The organism is Arthrobacter sp. 4R501, assembly GCF_002929755.1.
GTDB lineage: Bacteria > Actinomycetota > Actinomycetes > Actinomycetales > Micrococcaceae > Arthrobacter.
This window is the reverse complement of sequence record NZ_PJIW01000024.1, coordinates 38,253-57,721: the sequence shown is the minus strand read 5'-3', so window position 1 is coordinate 57,721 and position 19,469 is coordinate 38,253. Positions and strand designations below refer to the sequence as shown.

General features: G+C 65.7%; 16 protein-coding genes and 1 pseudogene. 5 read left to right on the top strand and 12 right to left on the bottom strand.

All coding sequences use genetic code 11. The features are described 5' to 3' along the window. Positions 1-58: 58 nt before the first annotated feature. From CXR02_RS19645 to CXR02_RS19635, 3 genes are all read right to left on the bottom strand, one after another. The gene (locus tag CXR02_RS19645; RefSeq protein WP_181037299.1) at positions 59-376 is read right to left on the bottom strand and encodes a universal stress protein; all 318 of its coding nucleotides are present in this window, start codon (positions 374-376) and stop codon (positions 59-61) included. Continuing rightward, a complete protein-coding gene (locus CXR02_RS19640; RefSeq protein ID WP_146072571.1) occupies positions 366-836 on the bottom strand; it encodes a hypothetical protein in 471 nt (156 codons plus the stop codon). The genes CXR02_RS19645 and CXR02_RS19640 overlap by 11 nt, the downstream gene beginning before the upstream one ends. A 130-nt stretch (positions 837-966) precedes the next feature. Beyond that, complete coding sequence (locus CXR02_RS19635) at positions 967-1,305, bottom strand: helix-turn-helix domain-containing protein (protein WP_104063511.1); 339 nt, start codon at positions 1,303-1,305, stop codon at positions 967-969. 102 nt (positions 1,306-1,407) lie between these two features. Between CXR02_RS19635 and CXR02_RS19630 the strand changes: the two genes are divergently transcribed. Together CXR02_RS19630 and CXR02_RS19625 are read left to right on the top strand one after the other, a co-directional pair. Then, on the top strand, positions 1,408-2,412 hold the full coding sequence (locus CXR02_RS19630) for a TerC/Alx family metal homeostasis membrane protein (protein ID WP_104063510.1): 1,005 nt from the start codon (positions 1,408-1,410) through the stop codon (positions 2,410-2,412). A gap of 114 nt (positions 2,413-2,526) precedes the next feature. Next, a pseudogene (locus CXR02_RS19625) lies at positions 2,527-3,519 on the top strand (IS481 family transposase). Here CXR02_RS19625 and CXR02_RS19620 read toward each other — a convergent pair. The 8 genes from CXR02_RS19620 to CXR02_RS19585 form a co-directional block, all read right to left on the bottom strand. Next, entirely contained in the window at positions 3,520-4,299 is a 780-nt protein-coding gene (locus CXR02_RS19620; protein ID WP_104063509.1) for an SDR family oxidoreductase, read from the bottom strand. A 27-nt stretch (positions 4,300-4,326) separates the two neighbouring features. Continuing rightward, positions 4,327-5,070: an aspartate/glutamate racemase family protein gene (locus CXR02_RS19615; protein ID WP_104063508.1), complete on the bottom strand. Its 744-nt coding sequence runs from the start codon at positions 5,068-5,070 to the stop codon at positions 4,327-4,329. A gap of 28 nt (positions 5,071-5,098) precedes the next feature. Next, entirely contained in the window at positions 5,099-6,589 is a 1,491-nt protein-coding gene (locus tag CXR02_RS19610) for an NCS1 family nucleobase:cation symporter-1 (protein WP_258061137.1), read from the bottom strand. A gap of 275 nt (positions 6,590-6,864) precedes the next feature. Further along, entirely contained in the window at positions 6,865-9,741 is a 2,877-nt protein-coding gene (locus tag CXR02_RS19605; RefSeq protein ID WP_104063506.1) for a molybdopterin-dependent oxidoreductase, read from the bottom strand. 2 nt (positions 9,742-9,743) lie between these two features. After that, positions 9,744-10,679, bottom strand: coding sequence for an FAD binding domain-containing protein (locus CXR02_RS19600; protein WP_104063505.1), 936 nt, complete (start codon positions 10,677-10,679; stop codon positions 9,744-9,746). After that, positions 10,670-11,914 (bottom strand): XdhC family protein, encoded by a 1,245-nt coding sequence (locus CXR02_RS19595; protein ID WP_104063504.1) that lies wholly within the window; start codon positions 11,912-11,914, stop codon positions 10,670-10,672. Before CXR02_RS19595 ends, CXR02_RS19600 begins: the two co-directional genes overlap by 10 nt. Before the next feature lie 296 nt (positions 11,915-12,210). Continuing rightward, a complete protein-coding gene (locus CXR02_RS19590; RefSeq protein ID WP_258061136.1) occupies positions 12,211-13,737 on the bottom strand; it encodes an NCS2 family permease in 1,527 nt (508 codons plus the stop codon). 15 nt (positions 13,738-13,752) lie between these two features. Further along, positions 13,753-14,247, bottom strand: a complete 495-nt coding sequence (locus CXR02_RS19585; RefSeq protein WP_104063502.1) for a nucleoside deaminase — start codon at positions 14,245-14,247, stop codon at positions 13,753-13,755. Between the two features lie 365 nt (positions 14,248-14,612). Between CXR02_RS19585 and CXR02_RS19580 the strand changes: the two genes are divergently transcribed. Further along, positions 14,613-16,007: an 8-oxoguanine deaminase gene (locus CXR02_RS19580; protein ID WP_104063501.1), complete on the top strand. Its 1,395-nt coding sequence runs from the start codon at positions 14,613-14,615 to the stop codon at positions 16,005-16,007. A gap of 310 nt (positions 16,008-16,317) precedes the next feature. Here the strand turns inward: CXR02_RS19580 and CXR02_RS22485 are convergent, their stop codons facing one another. Beyond that, a complete protein-coding gene (locus CXR02_RS22485) occupies positions 16,318-16,491 on the bottom strand; it encodes a hypothetical protein (protein WP_167349832.1) in 174 nt (57 codons plus the stop codon). 371 nt (positions 16,492-16,862) lie between these two features. Here CXR02_RS22485 and pucL point away from each other — a divergent pair, with 371 nt between their 5' ends. Further along, positions 16,863-17,777 (top strand): factor-independent urate hydroxylase, encoded by a 915-nt coding sequence (pucL, locus tag CXR02_RS19575; RefSeq protein ID WP_181037298.1) that lies wholly within the window; start codon positions 16,863-16,865, stop codon positions 17,775-17,777. Positions 17,778-17,951: 174 nt separating this feature from the next. Then, positions 17,952-19,445 (top strand): nucleobase:cation symporter-2 family protein, encoded by a 1,494-nt coding sequence (locus CXR02_RS19570; RefSeq protein ID WP_104063500.1) that lies wholly within the window; start codon positions 17,952-17,954, stop codon positions 19,443-19,445. The last annotated feature ends 24 nt before the right edge of the window (positions 19,446-19,469 follow it).

Genomic DNA, 19,469 nt, shown 5'->3' with positions numbered 1-19,469 from the left:
TATTTTCCCAGCTCAGAAGCACCTTTCGTCGCTTTAACACACCCGGCGGGCGCCACCCTCATGAAAACCCCGGGCTAATGGGGACCATGGGGTATTTGTCGAGGGTGATGCGTGCATCCTGCACGAGCTCCTCATATACGGCCGCTGCGTACTTATCAAACGACGACACGTACCCGAACTCCCAATCGGGCGGCCGCGGGGCAGTGGAGAGAGACCAGGCCCGCACGAGGACGATGACGACAGCGACCTGCAGCTCGTCCGCGAGCCCAAGAGCCGTGGCCAATGCATAATCTGCACCGTCAGATCCATCGTGCCCTACGACGATGCTGTTGCCCGGTGCCGGATTCAGTCCATCAACCGACTTTTCATGGCTCACTGATGGTTCTCCATGCTGTCGGAGGTCGCAACAACGCCGGTTGCCGGCAGGCGATGGCCCCGCGGCCGAGGGCCAGGTGATTCACTGCTGAGGCAATGCGACGGGTCCGCCCGGACTCAGAGCCGCCGCCCCGGTAGGTCATCAGGACAGTTTCAAATGTGACTCCGGTGTGGTCCAGGGCCTGGTGCGCGAGGCGCTCCAATCGGAGCACCTCCTGTTGCCTGCGTGCGATGACGGACCGGACCAGGGCGGCGTCGGTTGTGAAGCCCAAACGGGGCCGGGCGAGAGCGATCAGCAGGCGGGCACCGGCGCTGCGCGCCTGTGCGGCCGCCGCGACCAGAATGTCTGCGGCGTCGGACTCGGCCACGACGACGAGATGCACCGGCCCTGCGGAATCCGCAGTGGTGGCGGGAACACCGGCTGGAGGTGGCGGTCTGACATGTGCCTCTCGATTATTCAAGAGCGAGCTCCTTCCAGACCGACTCAGCTCGGCCGTGCCGAAGACACTCCGGCCGGCCATCCCGCCACCTGATGCAGGTAGCGTATGATTCAACTACTGAACTCAGATTAGCGAACTGTAGTTCATGTGTCTAGGGTTGGGAGGTGGATTCCGGGACGAGGACCGCGAGGAGTTCGTCCAGTTCGTGGCCGGCATCGAGGGGATGGCGGAGAGGACGACCGGTGGCGACGGTGTAGCTGTTGCGCCGTCCGGCACGGGTTCTGGTGATATAGCCGGCCTCCACAAGGTCAGCAGTTATCTTTTGCGCAGCACGCTCCGTAACGCCCACCCGGGTGGCGACGTCGCGCATCCGGATCTGCGGATCGCGGGCGATAGTGAGCAGGACGTGGGCATGGTTGGTGAGGAACGTCCACTGCGTCTCGGCGGCGGCCCCGGCGGGTGTCCCTGAGTCAAAATCCTTGGTTGCCATTTCAAGGACAATAGTCCATCGGACCCGCAGGCGCCCGGTCGGCGGCCGGGAGCGCAGGGAAAGCAAGCAGCCAGTTTCAGTTGATGACAAGAAAGGCCACCAATGCTCGAAGTCAGTGTACTTCGCTGGACTATCACCATCGGACTTATTCTCGGGCTGCTCGCCCTGGATCTTGGACTGGCTGCCGCACGGCCGCACGTCGTGAAGTTCCGCGAGGCCGCAATTTCATCGATTCTCTATATTGCCGTGGCCATTGCCTTCGGACTGGTCTTCGCAATGCAGGTGGGCTGGGACTTCGGCGCAGAATACTTCGCGGGTTATATCGTCGAGAAAAGCCTCTCCATCGATAACCTCTTCGTCTTCGTGATCATCATGTCGACCTTCGCCGTCCCCGAGAAGTACCAGCAGAAAGTCCTGATTTTCGGCATAGCACTGGCCCTGGTCCTGCGGGCGATCTTCATCGCACTGGGCGCAGCACTGCTCCAGCTGTTCTCCTTCATGTTCCTGATCTTCGGCCTGATCCTGATTGTGACGGCTGTGCAGCTTTACCGGCACCGCAACGCCGACCCGGATGTCCATGACAACGTGCTGGTCCGTGTGGCCCGCCGCGCGCTGACCGTCACAAAGGACTACGAGGGCGGGCGGATGTTCACGCGCAGCGCCGGCCGTAGGGCAGTGACGCCCCTGTTTATTGTGCTGCTCGCAATCGGCAGCACCGACCTGCTGTTCGCGCTCGACTCAATCCCGGCTATTTTCGGTATTACCGCCGAACCGTATATTGTCTTCACCGCCAATGCCTTCGCCCTGCTAGGGCTGCGGGCCCTGTTCTTCCTCGTTAAGGGGCTTCTGGACCGCCTGGTCTACCTCTCCACAGGTCTGGCGCTTATTCTGGCATTCATCGGCGTGAAACTTGTTCTGCACTGGGGGCACGGCATCGATGGCCGCGTGCCGGAGATCAGCACCAACATCAGCCTCATCGTCATCGCAGTCATCCTGACAGTGACCACAGTCGCAAGCCTGATCAAGGTCCGCAGGGACCCCACCGCACGCGCCCACTCCGGCTCGCTGACAGCGGCGGACCCGTCCGATTCAGACCGGACCGGCTGACCAGGCACATGAACTTGTTGGTCATCGGCGGAACAGTTTAGCGGCCGGCTGACACTACGTGCCCTGCTCGAGCAGCCGAATCCGGCTGGCCCCTTTCCGTCTCCGAGGGAATTCATGACCCACCCAAACGCTGCCCTCACACCGCGCCACCGGCTAAAGGTCGCCCGCCTCGTCGTCGATGACGGTTGGCCGATCAGCGAAGTTGCCGCCCGATTCCAGGTCTTGTGGCCCACGGTCAAGAGATGGGTCGAGCGGTACCGAGTAGACCAGTCGATGCAGGACCGATCCTCGCGGCCACACCACTCGCCGAACAAAACCAGCGCGAAGACCAGTCGTCGATGCATCACCCTTCGTTTGCGTCTCCCCGAGGGGCCCGTTCAGTTGGCTTTCCGTTTGGGATTGCCCCGTCGACGGTTCACCGCATCCTCACCTCGGTTCACCTGAACCACCTGTCGCATGTCGCATGTCGACCGTGCTACCGGTGAACCGATCCGTCGATACGAGCATGACCACCCCGGCTCCATGATCCATGTAGATGTGAAAAAGCTCGGCAACATCCCCGACGGCGGAGGCTGGCGCTACGTTGGCCGCCGACAAGGCGAGAAGAACCGCGCCAAGACACCCGGCAAGCCGCGCAACAAACACAGTGACCCACTTCTGGGCTACGCCTACGTCCACACCGTCATCGACGACCATTCCCGCGTCGCCTACGCCGAAATCCATGATGACGAAACCGCCCAAACTGCCACAGCGGCGCTCGTTCGCGCTGTCGAGTGGTTCAACCAGCGGGGCATCACCGTCGAGCGCGTTCTGTCTGACAACGGTGGCGCCTACCGCTCACACGTGTGGCGGGACACCTGCGCCGAACTTGAAATCAAGCACAAGCGCACCCGCCCGTATCGCCCACAGACGAACGGCAAGATCGAGCGCTTCCACCGCACACTGGCCGACGGCTGGGCCTACGCCCGCTGCTATACCTCCAAGGCTGAGCGTCGTGGGGAGCTACATGGCTGGCTGCACTACTACAACCCTCACCGACCCCACACCGCATGCGGCAGCCAGCCGCCCTTCTCACGATTGATCAACGTGTCCGGTCAGTACATCTAGCTACCCCCGGCCGATGAACGGCATTCCCGCAGCAGTGATCACCACCGAGCCCACACTGGCCGACGACGGCATGCCGGCCATCAGGAGCACGGCTCGCGCGGCGTCCTGCACCGGGAAAGTGGGCTCCACCCTGCGGCTGCCGTCAGCCTGCAGGGCGCCGGAGTCCACGCCGATGGTGGACATGATGTCCGTGGCCGTGTTGCCGATGTCGATCTGGCCGCAGGTGATGCCGAAGCCCCTGCCGTCCAGCTCGATGCTTTTGGTCAGGCCCGTCATGGCGTGCTTGGTGACCGTGTAGGCCACCGTCCGCGGCCGCGGCGAATGCGCTGAAATGGACCCGTTGTTGATGATCCGGCCACCCTGCGGCTCCTGGGATTTCATGGCCCGTACGGCAGCGGCGGCGCAGAGCATGGAGCCGGTCAGGTTCACTGCCACCACCGCGTCCCAGTCGGCCGCGCTGATTTCATCCACCGACGCGGCCGGGCCGAACACGCCCGCGTTGTTGAACAGGACGTCAACTCTCCCCCACTTTCCGAGAGCCGCAGCGAAAAGGCGCTCGACGTCGTCGGGCATTGTCACGTCGCAGGGCACCGTCAGCGCCTGGCGGTGGCCGGCCGCGGACTCCAGCAGCGGAGCCTCACGGCGGCCGGCCAACACCACGCGGTACCCGTCGGCCAGCATGAGCCGCGCCACCGCCCTGCCAATCCCGGAGCCTGCACCGGTCACGACGGCGACCGGTGCCGGCCGGTGGGGATGTGCGGGCCGGTGGGTTGCAGTCATGGGTCGCTCCTTGAGTTGATGGCCGGGCTAAGGCGCAGCGGGCACGTCCGCTGCCGTTATTGGCCAGCCTATGACGGTCTTGGGCCGCGGGGTGGCGTAGGTCCGGACCTTTGAGGTGCTCAGCCGCAGCCGGACCAGCGATTCAGCGATGGTGACGGCAGCAGCCACGCCGTCCACCACGGGGACTCCGGCACGCTTCCGGATTTCCTCGTCCAGACCGGCCATGCCGCCGCACCCCAGGACAATGACTTCCGCCTTGTCCTCGCGGACAGCCAGCAGCGCCTGTTCGATGATGGCTTCCACAGCGCGCTCCGGCTCCTCCTCCAGTTCCAGGACGGCCATGCCGCTGGCCCGGACCGAGGCGCACCGGGCGTCTAGGCCGGCCAGCTTCAGCCGGTCCTCGATCAGCGGCACGGCCCGGTCCAGGGTGGTGATCACGGAGTACTTGTGGCCCAGGAACATCGCGGTGCTCGCGGCCGCCTCGGTGATGTCCACCACCGGAACGTCCAGGAGCTCCTGGAGCCCTTCGCGGCCGTGCTCGCCGTAGCCGGCCTGGATGACCGCGTCGAACGGCTCCGGATAGTTGACCACGGCGTCCATCACCGCGATCGCGGCGAGGTAACTCTCAAAGTTTCCCTCGCAGGAATCGGCACCAAAGCGGGGCGTGATTCCAATGATTTCCGTTCCGAGTGCCGCCACACTGCGGGCCGAGGCGGCGATGGAGTCGGTCATGGACTGTGTGGTGTTGACGTTGGCCACAAGGATGCGCATGGTGCTTTCCCCTTTCGGGACGGGTTGGTTAGTGGGTGCTGACGATGGCGATGGGCTCGCCGTCGACGTCGTCGAACTGCTGCCTGCGATCCGCAATCAGGTAGTACACCACTGCCGCGATGCCGGCTGCGAAGAACCAGGAGAACGGGGCGGCTCCCTCGAAGGCCGGGACAAAAGCGATCACGAGGGCGACGGTGGCAGCCGGTATCAGTGCCATGATCGCCTTAGGGTTGTAACCCTTTTTGTAGAAGTAGGCTCCCGTGGGCGACTCGATGTAGAGCTCCGGCACGTTGACCTTGCCGCGGCGCAGCAGCCAGTAGTCTGCCATGACCACGCCGAACAGGGGCCCCAGCAGCGCGCCCAATCCGCCGAGGAAGTACACAATGACCAAGGGGTTGTTGTAGAGGTTCCAGGGAAGGATGATGAGGCCGATCGTACCGCTGACCCAGGCCGCCTTGCGGAAGTTCAGGTGCTTGGGGAACAGGTTCGTCAGTGCATAGACGGGGGCCACGAAGTTGGCCATCAGGTTCACGGCGATGGTCAGGATCAGCAGGGCCAGGCAGGCCAGGACAAGAAAGAGCGTGTTCGGGATGGTCTGGACGATGTCCGAGGGGCTCTCGATGATCTTGCCGCTGATTTTGAACTGGCCGCCTGCCATGACGACCACGATGGCACCGAAGACCAGCATGTTGATGGGGATGCCCCAGAAGTTTCCGCGGACCACGGCCTTCTTGGAGACCGCCGAGCGTGTGAAGTCGCAGAAGTTCAGGACGAAGGTTCCGTAGATGGAGACCCACAGTGCGCCGCCGGCAAAGATGGTGCGCCACATGTCGGCGCCTTCGAGCGCATTGTCCGGTGCCCAGGCGATGGAGCCGCCGGCTTCCGCGAAGATCCAGATGGCGATGGCAGCCATGGTCACCAGGATGATGGGCCCGGCGAAGGCCTCATACTTGCGGATCATTTCCATGCCGAAACTGACGATGACCAGCTGGACGATCCACAGTGCAACGAAGGCAATCCAGCCGAGTGTGGACAGGCCCATAATGGAGTTGCCATCCAGCTCCTTGAGGGAGGGCACCATGGCCACGAGCATTACGCGGAGGACCACCGAGGCCAGGTACGTCTGGATCCCAAACCAGGCGATGGCGACGGCGCCGCGGAGCAGGCTGGAGATCTGGGCACCGCGGATACCGAAGCTGATCCGGCTCATGACCGGGAACGGTACACCGGTCTTGACCCCCATGAAGCCGGAGAAGTTGAGCAGGGCAAAGAGCAGCACGGCTCCGATGCCCAAGGCAAGGAGGATCTGCCAGCCTCCAAGCCCAAGGGCGAAGAGGCCGATGGCGAAGGCATAGTTGCCGAGGCTGTGGACGTCGTTGGCCCAGAGCGTGAAGATGCTATAGCCGGTCCACCGGCGGCCTTCACGCTTGGTGGGGGCAAGGTCTACGTTGTACAAGGTGGGGCTGATGGCCTGGCCTGAGACGGCGGTGGCTGAATCACAAAGCGCGTCGACACCCATAGAGGGGTGGGCCGCTTTGCCCAGGTCAGCTTCTGTCTCGGGTGCCGGGTCAACGCCGGTCAACGGTGGTGTTTGCATCGTTATCTCACTTCTTGAAGAGGTCTTCCATGCGTTCCGCAATGGGATTCGCGCCGGAAACTACCGGCAGGAGCGTCATTGCAATTTCCACAATGCGGAAGATGGGTATCGAGTAGTGAAATAACGGTATGACCTAGGTCACGCATCAGTCAAGGGGTCGCCGGATCACGGCCGGTCACAAACGGTCAGCAATGGTGTCAGCGGGAGGGAACCAGCCCTCCGTCCTTCAGACCCAGGTAGATCTTGTCCCGGCCGATCGGCAGCTCCGCGAACCGGACCCCCGTGGCGTTCCGGATCGCATTGGCCAGGGCCGGGGCCACCGGGTTGAACGGGCTTTCGCTCATGGACTTCGCCCCGAGCGGGCCCACCTGGTCGTTGGTGGAGGCGAAGTAGACCTCGCTGCGCGGCACGTCCGCGAAGGACGGGATGTGGTACTGCCGCAGGATGTCCGTGGTGACCCGGCCGGCGTCGTCCACCCGGACCTCCTCATACAGTGCAGCGCCCAGCGCCTGCGCGATGCCTCCCTCGATCTGGCCGCGGCACTGCCGCGGATTAACCACCACGCCGGCGTCGGCTGCCTGCACGCTCTGCAGGATCCGTAGCTCCCCCGTGCCGGTGTTGACCGCCACCCGGAACCCGTGGACGTTGAACGCGACCGATCGCGGGGTCCCGTCCCAGTTGCCCTCGACGGCGAGCTGCACGCCCTGGTGCCGCGCGGCGTCGTGGATGTCTGCGAGCGGAACCCGCCGCCCGGCACAGTCCACGCCGCCGTAGTCGAGCACGCACTCGGTCTCCGGAACGCCGGTCAGCGCCGCGGCGACGGTGACCATCCGGGAGGCCAGTTCGGTAGCCGCCATCAGGGTGGCCTTGCCGGCCACCACCGTCCCGGCCGAACCGAACGCACCGGTGTCGTGCTCCACCAGGTCGGTATCGGACTGCCGCACGGCCACCTTGCCCGCTGTGGTGGCGAGCGCCGTCGCGGCCAGCTGCGCGTGCACCGTGGTGGTGCCGTTGCCGAATTCGGCGGTCCCGACGTCGGCCGCGAACGTGCCGTCCGGGAGCAGGCTCACGCGGGTGTGGGCGAAGTGGCCGCGGGGCGGGACGGTGTCGATCATGGACAGCGCGGAACCTTCGCCGGTAACCCAGTCCGGACCGAGGTCATCGAGGCCGGCGTCGCGGTAGCGCTGCTTGCCGCGGTCCAAGGCATCACGCACCAGGGAGATGCACTGGTCCAGGCCGTAGCTGCCGTAGTGGACGTCCTCCTCGGGCTCGGGGTTGGTGGAGAGCATGTCATCGCCTTCGCGCACCATGTTCCGGCGCCGGAATTCCAGGGGATCCATGCCGATGCCGACAGCCAGTTCATCGATGGCCGACTCGATCGCGAAGATCATCTGGCTCAGCCCGTAGCCGCGGAAGGCCCCGGCTGGCACGGTGTTGGTGTAGACGGCATGCGCGTCCACTTTCTTGTTGGCGCACTTGTACACGGCCAGCGATTCGCCGCAGCCGTGGAACATCACACCGGGGGCGTGGTTGCCATAGGCGCCGGTGTTGGTGACCGCGTCCAGCTGCAGCGCGGTGAGGAGACCGTCCTTGCTGGCGCCGGCCTTGAGTTTGATGGTGAAGGGGTGCCGCGTGGTGGTGGCGGTGAACTGCTCCGTGCGGGTGAACTCCACCTGCACGGGCCGGCGCAGCGTGAGCGTGGCGAGGGCTACGAGGTCCTCGGTGAGCACTTCCTGCTTGCCGCCGAAGCCGCCGCCCACGCGGCCGGCCACCACGCGGATGCGCTCCTCCGGCAGGTCGAACACGCGGCCCAGTGTGCGCCGGACCAGGAACGGGACCTGGCTGGAGGTACGGACCACGAGGCGGTCTTCTTCATCGAGCCAGGCGATGGAGGAGTGCGTTTCCAGGGCGACGTGCTGCACGCGCTGAGTCCTGTACGTGTGCTCATGGATGAAGTCGGCAGCGGCGAAACCGCCCGCCACACTGCCCAGCTCCGAGTGCAGCTCGGCCACGACGTTCTGCCGCGGCCGCGAGATCCGGGCCTTCACGGCGTCCTTGTCCCCGTGCAGTGCCGGGGCGCCGGGGAGCATGGCGTCCTGCGGGCTGAAGACGGTGTCCAGCAGCTCGTATTCCACCTGCAGGGCGCGGGCCCCGGCCTCGGCGGCACTCACGGATTCGGCCACGACGGCGGCCACCCGCTGGCCGATGAACCGGACCACGTCATCGAGGACGCGGGTGTCGTCGGGATCGTCGGTGTAGAGCTCGTGCTGGGCGGTGGAGAAGTGCTGCGCCGGGGCGTCCTCGTGGGTGAAGACCGCGACGACGCCGGGCACCTGGAGTGCGGCCGTCCTGTCGATGGATACGATCCGCGCGTGCGCGTGGGGTGAGCGCAGCAGCTTCAGGTGCAGCAGGCCTTCTAGCTCGTCGGCGGGGACGTCCAGGGTGTAGCGGGCGGTGCCGGTGACGACGGCGAGGCCCGCCGGGGCAGGCACGTTGTCGCCGAGCTGCCCGGCGGGGGCTGCCGTGGTGCCGGCGGCGGTATTGCTCACTGCGGTGCCGGCGGCGGTGGTTCCGCCCGCGGAAGCCGGACGGACCGCGCCAGCTGCCGCGCCGCCGTCGTGATTGTGCTTGCCGTGGGTTCCGCACACTGCGTCCGCGATGGAACGGTAGCCGGTGCAGCGGCAGAGGTTGCCCTTGAGGCTGCGGGGCAGGTTGGCTTTCTGTTCGTCGTCGAAGGTGGCTGCGGTCATCATCATGCCGGCGGTGCAGAAGCCGCACTGGAAGCCCTGTTCGGCCAGGAACTGCTCCTGCACGGGGTGCAGCGCACCTCCCGCTGCACCGGACGTCCCGGTGAGCCCTTCGATGGTGGTGACCGCCTTGCCGTCGGCGCGGACGGCCGGGTAGATGCAGCTGTGTACGGGGGCGCCGTCCACGTGGACGGTGCAGGCACCGCAGTCGCCGCCGTCGCAGCCTTTCTTGACCCCGAAGTTGCCCTGTTCGCGCAGGAACGTGCGCAGGCACTGGCCCGGGCGGGGTGTGGCCGGGGCGGCGGTGCCGTTGATTTCGATTGCCATGCTCAGGCCTCCTTCTGCTGCTTGTTCTGCGCTGTGTCGGGTTGCGCGCTCGGCTGCGGCGAGGTGGCGTGCGGCCGGCCCGTCCAGAAATCGCCCGACACGGTGAGCCGTTCCTCCAGCAGTTCCGCACGGATCTCCTCGGCAAGCCGGAGGGTCATGTCCCGGCGCCACTCGGGCAGCCCGTGGATGTCGTCGTGGTACAGCTCCGCGGGAATGGCCTTCCCGACGGCGGCCGCCAGGGCGGCGGGGCCAGCCATCTTGGCAGCGGTGAACCGCAGCTGCACGGGGCGTTTGGTGGCGGCGGTGACTGTGATGACCAGGCCGCCGTCGGCGTCCCGCCGGCCGATCAGCAGGACTCCGGAACGGCCGAGGTTGCTGAGCGAGAGCCGCCGGAAGGCCACCTTCGCGGACAAGGCCGACGCCGGCAGATGGATGCTGCGCAGGAGCGCGCCGGGTGCCAGGCTGTTTTGCCCGTCCCCGGTGATGAACGTGGCCACCGGGACCGTGCGGCTGCTGCCGCCGGGGCCGAGGATGGTGGCGGTGGCGTCCAGCCCGGCGCAGAGCGAGATCATGGGCCCGGCCGGGAGCGAGGTGCACAGGTTGCCGCCCACGGTGGACATGTTCCAGACCTTGAACGATGCCACGAAGGAGTCGCAGCACGGACGGAACAGGTCCAGGCCCGGCCACTCCCTGCCGGCAACTTCGTCCGAACCCGGGAGGGCGTAGAGCTCCGCGACGGTGCACGTGGCGGCCAGTTCAATCCCTGCATCGCTCACGGTAACGGCGGGCCAACCCGCTTGGCCAAGGTCCAGCAGCCGCTTCAGGACCGTACTCCCGTAGGAGAACAGGACCGTGCCGCCAGCCAGCCAGGCATCGCCGTCGCGCCATTCGGCGGGGTCCGTCGTGGGCACGACGGCCTCGATGGTGTTCATGTCCATGGGTCCTCCTGGCGGGGTGCGTGGGTGGAGCGGGGTTCTGATGTGGGGTGGATGGGGCCGCTGACGTCCTTGAGCGAGGGCGCCTTGAGCGGCGCCGGCGTGGTGCTGCCCCGTCCTGCCCGGCCGCGGGAGGCGATAATCTCGGCCGTAATGGACACGGCGACCTCGGCAGGCGTGACCGCGCCAAGATCCAGGCCGATGGGCGAATGGAGCCGCTCCAGCGCTTCCGCCGGCGTGCCGTCCGCGAGCAGCGCGTCGATCCGCTGGCGGTGGCTGCGCCGCGAACCCATGGCGCCCACATAGGCGAGGCCCAGGCCAAGCGCGGTTTCCAGCAGCGGGATATCGAACTTGGGGTCGTGGGTCAGCACGCACACCACGCTCCGGCCGTCCACGCGTCCTGCGGCTGCTTCTGCGGCAAGGTAGCGGTGCGGCCAGTCCGTGACCACTTGGTCGGCGGCGAGAAAGCGACCCTGGTTCGAAAACGCCGGCCGGGCATCACACAGGGTGACGTCATAGCCCAGCAGTTTCCCGGCCGGGAGCAGCGCGGCGCCGAAGTCGTTGGCTCCGAAAATGAGCATGCGCGCGGCCGGGAGCCGGCTTTCCACGAACAGGGTGATGGGTTCGGGGTGGGTCTGGTCCCGGCTGTCGGAGCAGCCGTCGGGTGGTGCCACGCGGACCAAACCGGCGCGGCCGCCTTGGAGCAGCGGCTCGAGCTGGGCGGCTGCCGCGTAAACGGTAGCGGGATGATCACCCACCAGCCGGGCAAGTTCCGGGGACTCCATGGCGCGGAACCGCACAGGATCCTGCACGACGACGGCTCCCCCGCCGGCGTCGAGCCTGCGGATCAGCGCCAGGGCAGTGATGGAGTGGCGGCCCGCCAGGCTGTTCAGTATGGCGAAGTCCATGGCCTCCAGCGATGATCCGAGCGGCTGGATGTGGACTTCCAGCTCTCCTCCACAGGAGAGTCCGACGGCGAACGCGTCCTCGGCACTGTAGCCGAACGACTCAAGGCGGCTGCCGCCGTCGCGCATTACCGCAAGGGCGGCGTCCACTACGGCGCCCTCCACGCAGCCACCGGAGAGGCTGCCCAGGACGTCCCCGTGTTCCGACACAAGCATGGACGTGCCGAGCGGCCGGGGCACGGAGCCGCCCGCGGCCACGATGGTGGCGACGGCGCAGCGCTGGCCGGAGACCGCGGGCCGCCAGCCTCCCAGTGAAGGTATTAGGTCCAGCATGGCAACACGTCCTTTACCACTGAGGTCCCGGACGGGAAGCCTGTCCGGAACAGAGCGCGGTCTTGCCTCATAATCTCATTCCTTGCTGGTGTAGAGGGAAAGTCAGGGGAGTTGTTTGAGGGGACCGGGGCGGGGCCTCTAATCCCGCCCCGGTCCGTGACGGCCCAGCCGCACTCCACCGCCGCCCGCCGTCGTGGGTTCCGGTGCGGTGGACCACGGCGGCGGACGCCTACTCGATGCGGTGGGTGCGGATGGACCGCCGTTTAAGGCGCCCGAATGGGCGGTTGCGCCGGGACCTACGCGCCCAGAAGGGCGTTGATCGGCCCGCGGGCGAAGTAGATGATGAAGCCCGCGGTGACCACCCACATGAGCGGATGGACCTTCCTGGCCCGGCCGGACGCCGCACTGATGACCGCGAAGGAGATGAATCCGACGCCAATGCCGTTGGCGATCGAGTAGGTCAGCGGCATGGTGATGATGGTCAGGAAGGCCGGCAGTGCGATCGAGAACTTGCTGAACTTGATCTCGCGGATCTGTGCCATCATCATGGCACCCACCACCACCAGGGCGGCAGCCGCCACTTCGAGCGGCACCACCGAGGTCAGCGGCGTAAAGAACATCGAGCCCAGGAACAGCACTCCGGTGACCACGGAGGCCAGGCCGGTGCGGGCACCTTCGCCGATGCCGGCCGCGGAATCGATGTAGACGGTGTTGGACGAGCCGGACGTTCCGCCGCCCACCACTGCACCCATGCCTTCGACGATGAAGGCCGACTTCAGCCTGGGGAACGTGCCGTCCTTGTGCGCCACTCCGGCGCTCTTGGCGAGCCCGGTCATGGTGCCCATGGCGTCGAAGAAGTTGGTGAACACCAGGGTGAACACCAGCATGGTGGCCGCGAGGCCGCCGATCCTTGCGAACGAGCCGAAGAGATCGAACTGGCCCACCAGGCTGAAGTCCGGGGCGGAGACCAGCTGGCCGGCGAGCACGGGCACGTTAAGGTGCCAGCCGCCGGGGTTGTCGGCGCTGCCGGGTCCGATGTGCATAACGGCCTCGACGACGGCGGCGAGGGCGGTAGTGGCGACGATTCCGATCAGGAGGCCGCCCTGGATCTTGCGGGCCACGAGGATTCCCATGACCAGCAGGCCGACGATGAAGACGAGGGTGGGGATGGAGGTGATGGAGCCGTCGGTGCCGAGCTGGACCGGCGGGCCGCCTTTGGTGGGGCGGACAAAACCCGAGTCGACGAAGCCGATGAAGGCGATGAACAGGCCGATGCCGACGGTGATGGCGGCCTTGAGTTCTTTGGGGACTGCCTTGAAGATCGCCGTCCGGGCACCCGTGGCGCCGAAGAGGACAATCAGGATGCCGTTGATGACCACCAGGCCCATGGCTTCGGGCCAGGTGACGTCCTGGATGACGGCCACTGCCAGGAACGAGTTGATGCCCAGGCCCGCCGCGAGCCCGAACGGCAGGTTGGCGACGAGGCCGAACACGATGGTCATAACGCCGGCGGTGAGCCCGGTAACGGCCCCCACCTGCGCTGCCGAGAGCCAGCCGCCGGCGACGTCCGTGGGGGCGTTCTCGGCCGAGAAACCGCCGAGGATCAGCGGGTTGAGGATCACGATGTAGGCCATCGTGAAGAACGTGACAATGCCGCCGCGGAATTCGCGGGCCAGCGTGGAGCCACGCTTGGTGATCTGGAAGAAACTATCCAGGAAGGATTTCGACGCCGGGGGCCGGGGTGCCGCCGTGTGCTCTGCGCCTTCGGGCGCAGCCTGCTTTTCAGCTGCGGTTCGCATTTCTGCGGGGTCCAGGATTGTCATGTCAGCCACCGGATCCTAGTAGTCAATCCTGGAATCGAGCGTGTTCCAGGTGTTGAACGGTTCCAGGATGGCGGGAGCCTGGGGGTCGCCCAGTTCCAGCTTGGTGACCGGCATCAGTGCATCCCGGTCCTCGTTCTCGAAGTACTCGTAGAAGACGGCGTCGTCGAAGCCCACGGAGGCTGCGTCGTGCCGGTCGGCGGCGAAGACCACGTTGCCGATCCGGGCCCAGAGGGCCGAGGCCAGGCACATGGGGCAGGGCTCGCAGCTCGTGTAGAGGGTGGCTCCGCTGAGATCGAAGGTGCCGAGCTCGCGGCAGGCATTGCGGATGGCGGTGACCTCGGCGTGGGCCGTGGGGTCGTTCGTGGCGGTGACTCTGTTGACGCCTTCGAAGGCCCGGCCATCCGCGGTGACAACGACGGCGCCGAACGGGCCGCCGCTGTCCAGGACGTTGGCTGTTGCCAGATTTATGGATGCGGCCAGGAAATGTTCGGCCGTGACGGTTGTGCTCATTTTGCGACTTCCTTAGTGGCAAGGAAGCCCAGTAACCCTGAGTCGGGGACGCGCCAGTGATACGGCTACCAGGCTTCAGCATGTGCTTTTGAAGGTTCGCCTGGTAGATAGCTTCCCGGAGTCCGGGTGCCCGCCTTTGGCAAGATCGAGATTAGCACCGGATGTGTGAGCAGCGCCATAGTTTTCTGGAAACTTAATTTCGTGATGTGAAATTCAGGTTTCAAGCGGGTCACATTGACGCGCTTCCGCGTGCGTCCTACGCTGATTGCCACCGGCTACCCATGGGCAGACCGGCATCCTGGATCAGCAGACAGGGCATCACTGAGCTGGAACGCATTTGTTGCCGACCAGACAAGGAGCCATCCATGGCCCACCCGCACATCCCATCCCCAGTCCCGTCCACCGCCCCATCCCCGTCCAGGCTCTGGATCAAGAACCCGCTCGCCGCTTTCACCGCCAACGGGCTCGACGCCGGCGGCGGCATCGTGGTCAGTGGCGGCATCATCGCCGAGCTGGTTCCGGCCGGCGGGCAGCCGTCCGCACCCTGCTCCTCCGTCTTCGATGCTTCCGCGCATGTTCTGATGCCGGGCCTGATCAACACGCACCACCACTTCTACCAAACCCTCACGCGCGCCTGGGGTCCGGCGGCCAACTCCCCGCTGTTCCCCTGGCTGCAGAACCTCTACCCGGTCTGGGCGCGCCTGACTCCGGACAGCCTGGAACTCGCGGCGAAGGTGGCCCTGGCCGAGCTGCTGCTCTCCGGCTGCACCACGGCAGCCGACCACCACTACCTGTTCCCCGCGGGACTCGAGGGCGCAATCGACGTGGAGGTCGGCGTCGTACGCGAATTGGGCATGCGGGCCACGCTCACGCGCGGCTCCATGACGTTGGGAACGGACGACGGCGGCCTGCCGCCACAGTCCACCGTGCAGCGGCCGGAGGTCATCCTGGCGGACAGCGAACGCCTCATTTCGAAGTACCACGAGCGCGGCGACGGTGCCGTCATCCAGATTGCGCTGGCCCCGTGTTCGCCGTTCTCGGTGACCAAGGAGATCATGGCCGAGAGTGCCCTGATGGCCGAGCGGCTCGACGTCCGGCTGCACACGCACCTCGCCGAAACCGTCGACGAGGAAGACTTCTGCCACTCGATGTTTGGCTTACGAACCGTGGACTATCTGGAAAGCGTCGGCTGGCTGGGCAACCGCACCTGGCTGGGCCACGGCATCCACTTCAACGACGAGGAGATCGCCCGGCTGGGCGCCGCGGGCACAGCCGTCGCGCACTGCCCGACGTCGAACATGCGGCTCGCGTCAGGCACCGCGCGCGTGCTGGAACTCGAGGCAGCCGGGGTCCCGGTGGGGCTAGGAGTGGACGGATCGGCGTCGAACGATGCCTCCAACATGATCCTCGAGGCCCGGCAGGCGCTCTATCTGCAGCGGCTGCGCTACGGTGCGGACGTGCCGGTGGAGCGCGCTCTCGGCTGGGCGACGCGGGGCTCGGCAGCCGTGCTGGGGCGCTCCGATATCGGTCAACTGGCGCCAGGGATGCAGGCCGACCTGGCACTCTTCCGCCTCGACGAGCTGCGCTTCTCCGGGAGCCACGACCCCATTGCGGCACTGTTGCTGTGCGGCGCCGACCGCGCGGACCGGGTGATGGTGGGCGGGCAATGGCGCGTGGTGGACGGGCAGATCCTGGGCTTGGACGTCGCCGGGCTCATTGCGGAGCACTCGGCTGCGGCGCGGAAGCTCGTGAACGGCTAGGCCAGGGCAGGCTGCGGGCTGCGTCCGTTCCCGACGACGCGGAAATCGGCAGGCGACGCGCAGATGCCCTGTCGCTACCGGAATATCGGTAGCGACAGGGCATATCCGCATCATGGGGCCTTTCGCGCGTTCCACGGCGCACAGCCAGGGCCCGGCGGCGCAGACCACGGGGCACGCAAAAGCGGGCGGCACCTCCCCAGGTGCCACCCGCCCGTTGCTCTGTTGCGCAGAGTCCGCCCTGAACAGGGCCCACAGCCGCAGGGTTCCCTGTCCGAGCTTGCGAGGAGAGGGGCTGCTGGGGATGGAGCTCTTAGGGACGCTGCCGGCCGAATACCGGGAGCGCGCGCATCCAGCGGGAGAACCCGCCTGCACGGTCACAGTCGGCCGGAATATAGAAGTCGGGATCCGTGGCGCCGAACGGCAGGTACAGCTCCTGGCCGGGGGCCGGGAAATCCACGACGTTGTTCTTATCCTTCGAGTCCATCTGTTCCTCCTCGTTCTTGCTGTTTGGCTTTTCCGCACTTCGGAAAACTTTTATTGTTATGTGGAAATTCTATGAGCGCCCGGGATCCGCGTCAAGACCTCGGCCGCAGGGACGCGCCCCCGGCGGTCACAATCGGAAAGTACATAACAATTCCCAGGAGGTGATGTACACCACTGCCAGGAGTGGGCTACGCTTTTTTCACTTCGTGGCGCAGGTCACGTAACCTGGGAGCAGCAGGCAGGGTCGTAATGAGCTGGCATCAATGGATGCCGGCTCTTTTTTGTTGGGTCGGCTCCACCAGAAACGCGTTGGAAATACGCGCTTAATTTCGTTGGTGGACCGTAAAGGTTCCACCTCGCAGAAGTTGGGATATGACCATGAGCAACAAAATCGTCCTCGGCGACAACCAGTACGGCAAGGCAGAAGTCCGCGTCGTCAAAGTCACCCGCGACACCGACCGCCACCAGATCGAAGACCTGAACGTCACCTCGCAGCTGCGCGGCGATTTCGAGGCTGCGCACCTCAAAGGCGACAACGCCCACGTCGTCGCCACGGACACCCAGAAGAACACCATCTACGCCTTCGCCCGGGCGGGCGTCGGCTCCCCCGAAGCCTTCCTTCTTCGCCTCAGCGAGCACTTCACGTCAGGCTTCGACTGGGTTACGGGCGGCCGCTGGGAAGCCGAGTCCTACACCTGGGACCGCATCCAGTCGCACGGCTCCGAACACGACCACAGCTTTGTCCGGAACGGGCAGGAAGTCCGTACCGCCGTCGTGGTCCGGGACGGCAACACCACGCACCTGATCTCCGGGCTCAAGGACCTGACCGTCCTGAAGACCACCCAGTCCGGCTTTGTGGGCTACCCGCGAGACAAGTACACCACCCTGCCCGAGACCACGGACCGCATCCTGGCCACGGATGTTTCCGCCCGCTGGCGCTACAGCACGGGCCTGGACCACACGGCCACGGACTTCAACAAGAGCTACGAGGACATCAAGGCCCTGCTGCTCGAGGGCTTCACGGAGAACTACTCCCACGCCCTGCAGCAGACCCTGTTCGACATGGGCAAGAAGGTCCTGGAAGCACACGGCGAAGTGGACGAGATCAAGTTCTCGATGCCCAACAAGCACCACTTCCTGGTTGACCTCAGCCCGTTCGGGCTCGACAACCCCAACGAGGTCTTCTTCGCCGCGGACCGCCCCTACGGCCTGATCGAGGCCACGGTCCAGCGCGAAAACTCAGGCACGGCCCCCGCCGCCTGGAACGGCATCGCCGGCTTCTGCTGATCTGCCCACGCTGATTGAGCCCGTCGGGACCCTGGGTTTCGACGGGCTCAACCACCGGACAACCCCGGTGGTTGGGCACGTCTCCGGTGATTGAGCCCGTCGAAATCCCCCAAATTGTTAGCCAGACATTGTTAGCCAGACGAAGGCGTCTGCCATGAACCAAGAAAGTCTGCCATGAACAGCAAGAAGAATTCCCGGCCCGCGCCGACTAGTTCCGCGGCCCGCCCCGAGGACAAGCGCCTCTCCATCGGAAGCACGTTCGCGTACGGCTTCCAGCACGTATTGACCATGTATGGCGGCATCATCGCCCCGCCGCTCATCATCGGAGCCGCGGCCGGCATGTCCGCCACGGACATCGGCCTGCTCATCGCGGCCTGCCTGTTTGTGGGCGGCCTCGCCACCATCCTGCAGACCGTGGGCATCCCGTTCTTCGGATCGCAGCTGCCGCTGGTCCAGGGCGTCTCGTTCGCCGGCGTCTCCACCATGGTGGCCATCGTCCAGGGCGGCGGCGGCATCCAGGCCGTCTTCGGCTCCGTGATTGTGGCGTCCCTGATCGGCCTGGCCATCACGCCGCTCTTCTCCAGAATCATCAAGTTCTTCCCTCCCGTGGTCACCGGCACGGTCATCACCACGATCGGCCTGACCCTCATGCCGGTCGCCGCCAACTGGGCCATGGGCGGCAACGCCAAGGCCGAGAACTACGGGAGCGTGGCCAACATCGGCCTCGCCGCGGCCACCATGGGCATCGTCCTGCTACTGAGCAAGGTGGGCAACGCCGCCATCTCCCGCCTGTCCATCCTGCTGGCCATGGTGATCGGCACCGTGATCGCGCTGTTCACGGGCATGGCCGATTTCTCCAAAGTGGGCCAGGGCGACGTTGTCGCCTTCCCCACGCCGTTCGCCTTTGGCCTGCCGACCTTTGAGATCGCGGCGATCATTTCAATGCTGATTGTCATCCTGGTGACGCTCACCGAGACCTCGGCGGACATCATCGCCGTCGGCGAGATCGTGGACACCAAGGTGGACTCACGCCGCATCGGAGACGGCCTGCGTGCCGACATGCTCTCAAGCGCCATCTCGCCCCTGTTCAACTCCTTCACCCAGAGCGCCTTCGCCCAGAACGTGGGCCTCGTGGCCATCACGGGCATCAAGAGCCGCTTCGTGGTGAGCGCCGGCGGGCTCATCCTGGTGATCCTGGGCCTGCTGCCCATCCTTGGCCGGGTGGTTGCAGCGGTTCCGACACCCGTCCTGGGCGGTGCCGGCGTCGTACTCTTTGGAACTGTGGCCGCCAGCGGCATCCGCACGCTCGCCAAGGTGGAGTATAAAAACAACATGAACCTGGTCATCGTGGCCGCCTCCATCGGCTTTGGCATGATCCCGATTGCGGCCCCGAAGTTTTACGACCAGTTCCCGTCCTGGTTCTCCACCATCTTCCACTCGGGCATCAGCTCCGCCGCCGTCATGGCAATCCTGCTGAACCTGCTCTTCAACCACCTCAAGGCCGGAAACTCGGAGAACCAGTCAGTGTTTGTGGCCGGCACCGCCCGGGTGGTCACCGAAGCCGACTTGAAGATCCTGGCCGACGGCGACCGTTACGAAAGCGGCAAGCTGATCGACGCCGAAGGCAAGGAAGTCCCGGTGGAGTCGTCGTCGAAGTCTGACCACTGACGTCACCCCACCACCCACAACCCC

Bases quoted from the DNA above. Each gene is read 5' to 3' on its own strand.
- CXR02_RS19610 (WP_258061137.1), bottom strand. From the start codon at position 6,589: ATGGGTGTCGACGCGCTTTGTGATTCAGCCACCGCCGTCTCAGGCCAG.
- CXR02_RS19615 (WP_104063508.1), bottom strand. From the start codon at position 5,070: ATGCGCATCCTTGTGGCCAACGTCAACACCACACAGTCCATGACCGAC.
- CXR02_RS19605 (WP_104063506.1), bottom strand. From the start codon at position 9,741: ATGGCAATCGAAATCAACGGCACCGCCGCCCCGGCCACACCCCGCCCG.
- CXR02_RS19595 (WP_104063504.1), bottom strand. From the start codon at position 11,914: ATGCTGGACCTAATACCTTCACTGGGAGGCTGGCGGCCCGCGGTCTCC.
- pucL (WP_181037298.1), top strand. From the start codon at position 16,863: ATGACCATGAGCAACAAAATCGTCCTCGGCGACAACCAGTACGGCAAG.
- CXR02_RS19580 (WP_104063501.1), top strand. From the start codon at position 14,613: ATGGCCCACCCGCACATCCCATCCCCAGTCCCGTCCACCGCCCCATCC.
- CXR02_RS22485 (WP_167349832.1), bottom strand. From the start codon at position 16,491: ATGGACTCGAAGGATAAGAACAACGTCGTGGATTTCCCGGCCCCCGGC.
- CXR02_RS19590 (WP_258061136.1), bottom strand. From the start codon at position 13,737: ATGACAATCCTGGACCCCGCAGAAATGCGAACCGCAGCTGAAAAGCAG.
- CXR02_RS19630 (WP_104063510.1), top strand. From the start codon at position 1,408: ATGCTCGAAGTCAGTGTACTTCGCTGGACTATCACCATCGGACTTATT.
- CXR02_RS19600 (WP_104063505.1), bottom strand. From the start codon at position 10,679: ATGGACATGAACACCATCGAGGCCGTCGTGCCCACGACGGACCCCGCC.
- CXR02_RS19585 (WP_104063502.1), bottom strand. From the start codon at position 14,247: ATGAGCACAACCGTCACGGCCGAACATTTCCTGGCCGCATCCATAAAT.
- CXR02_RS19635 (WP_104063511.1), bottom strand. From the start codon at position 1,305: ATGGCAACCAAGGATTTTGACTCAGGGACACCCGCCGGGGCCGCCGCC.
- CXR02_RS19570 (WP_104063500.1), top strand. From the start codon at position 17,952: ATGAACAGCAAGAAGAATTCCCGGCCCGCGCCGACTAGTTCCGCGGCC.
- CXR02_RS19620 (WP_104063509.1), bottom strand. From the start codon at position 4,299: ATGACTGCAACCCACCGGCCCGCACATCCCCACCGGCCGGCACCGGTC.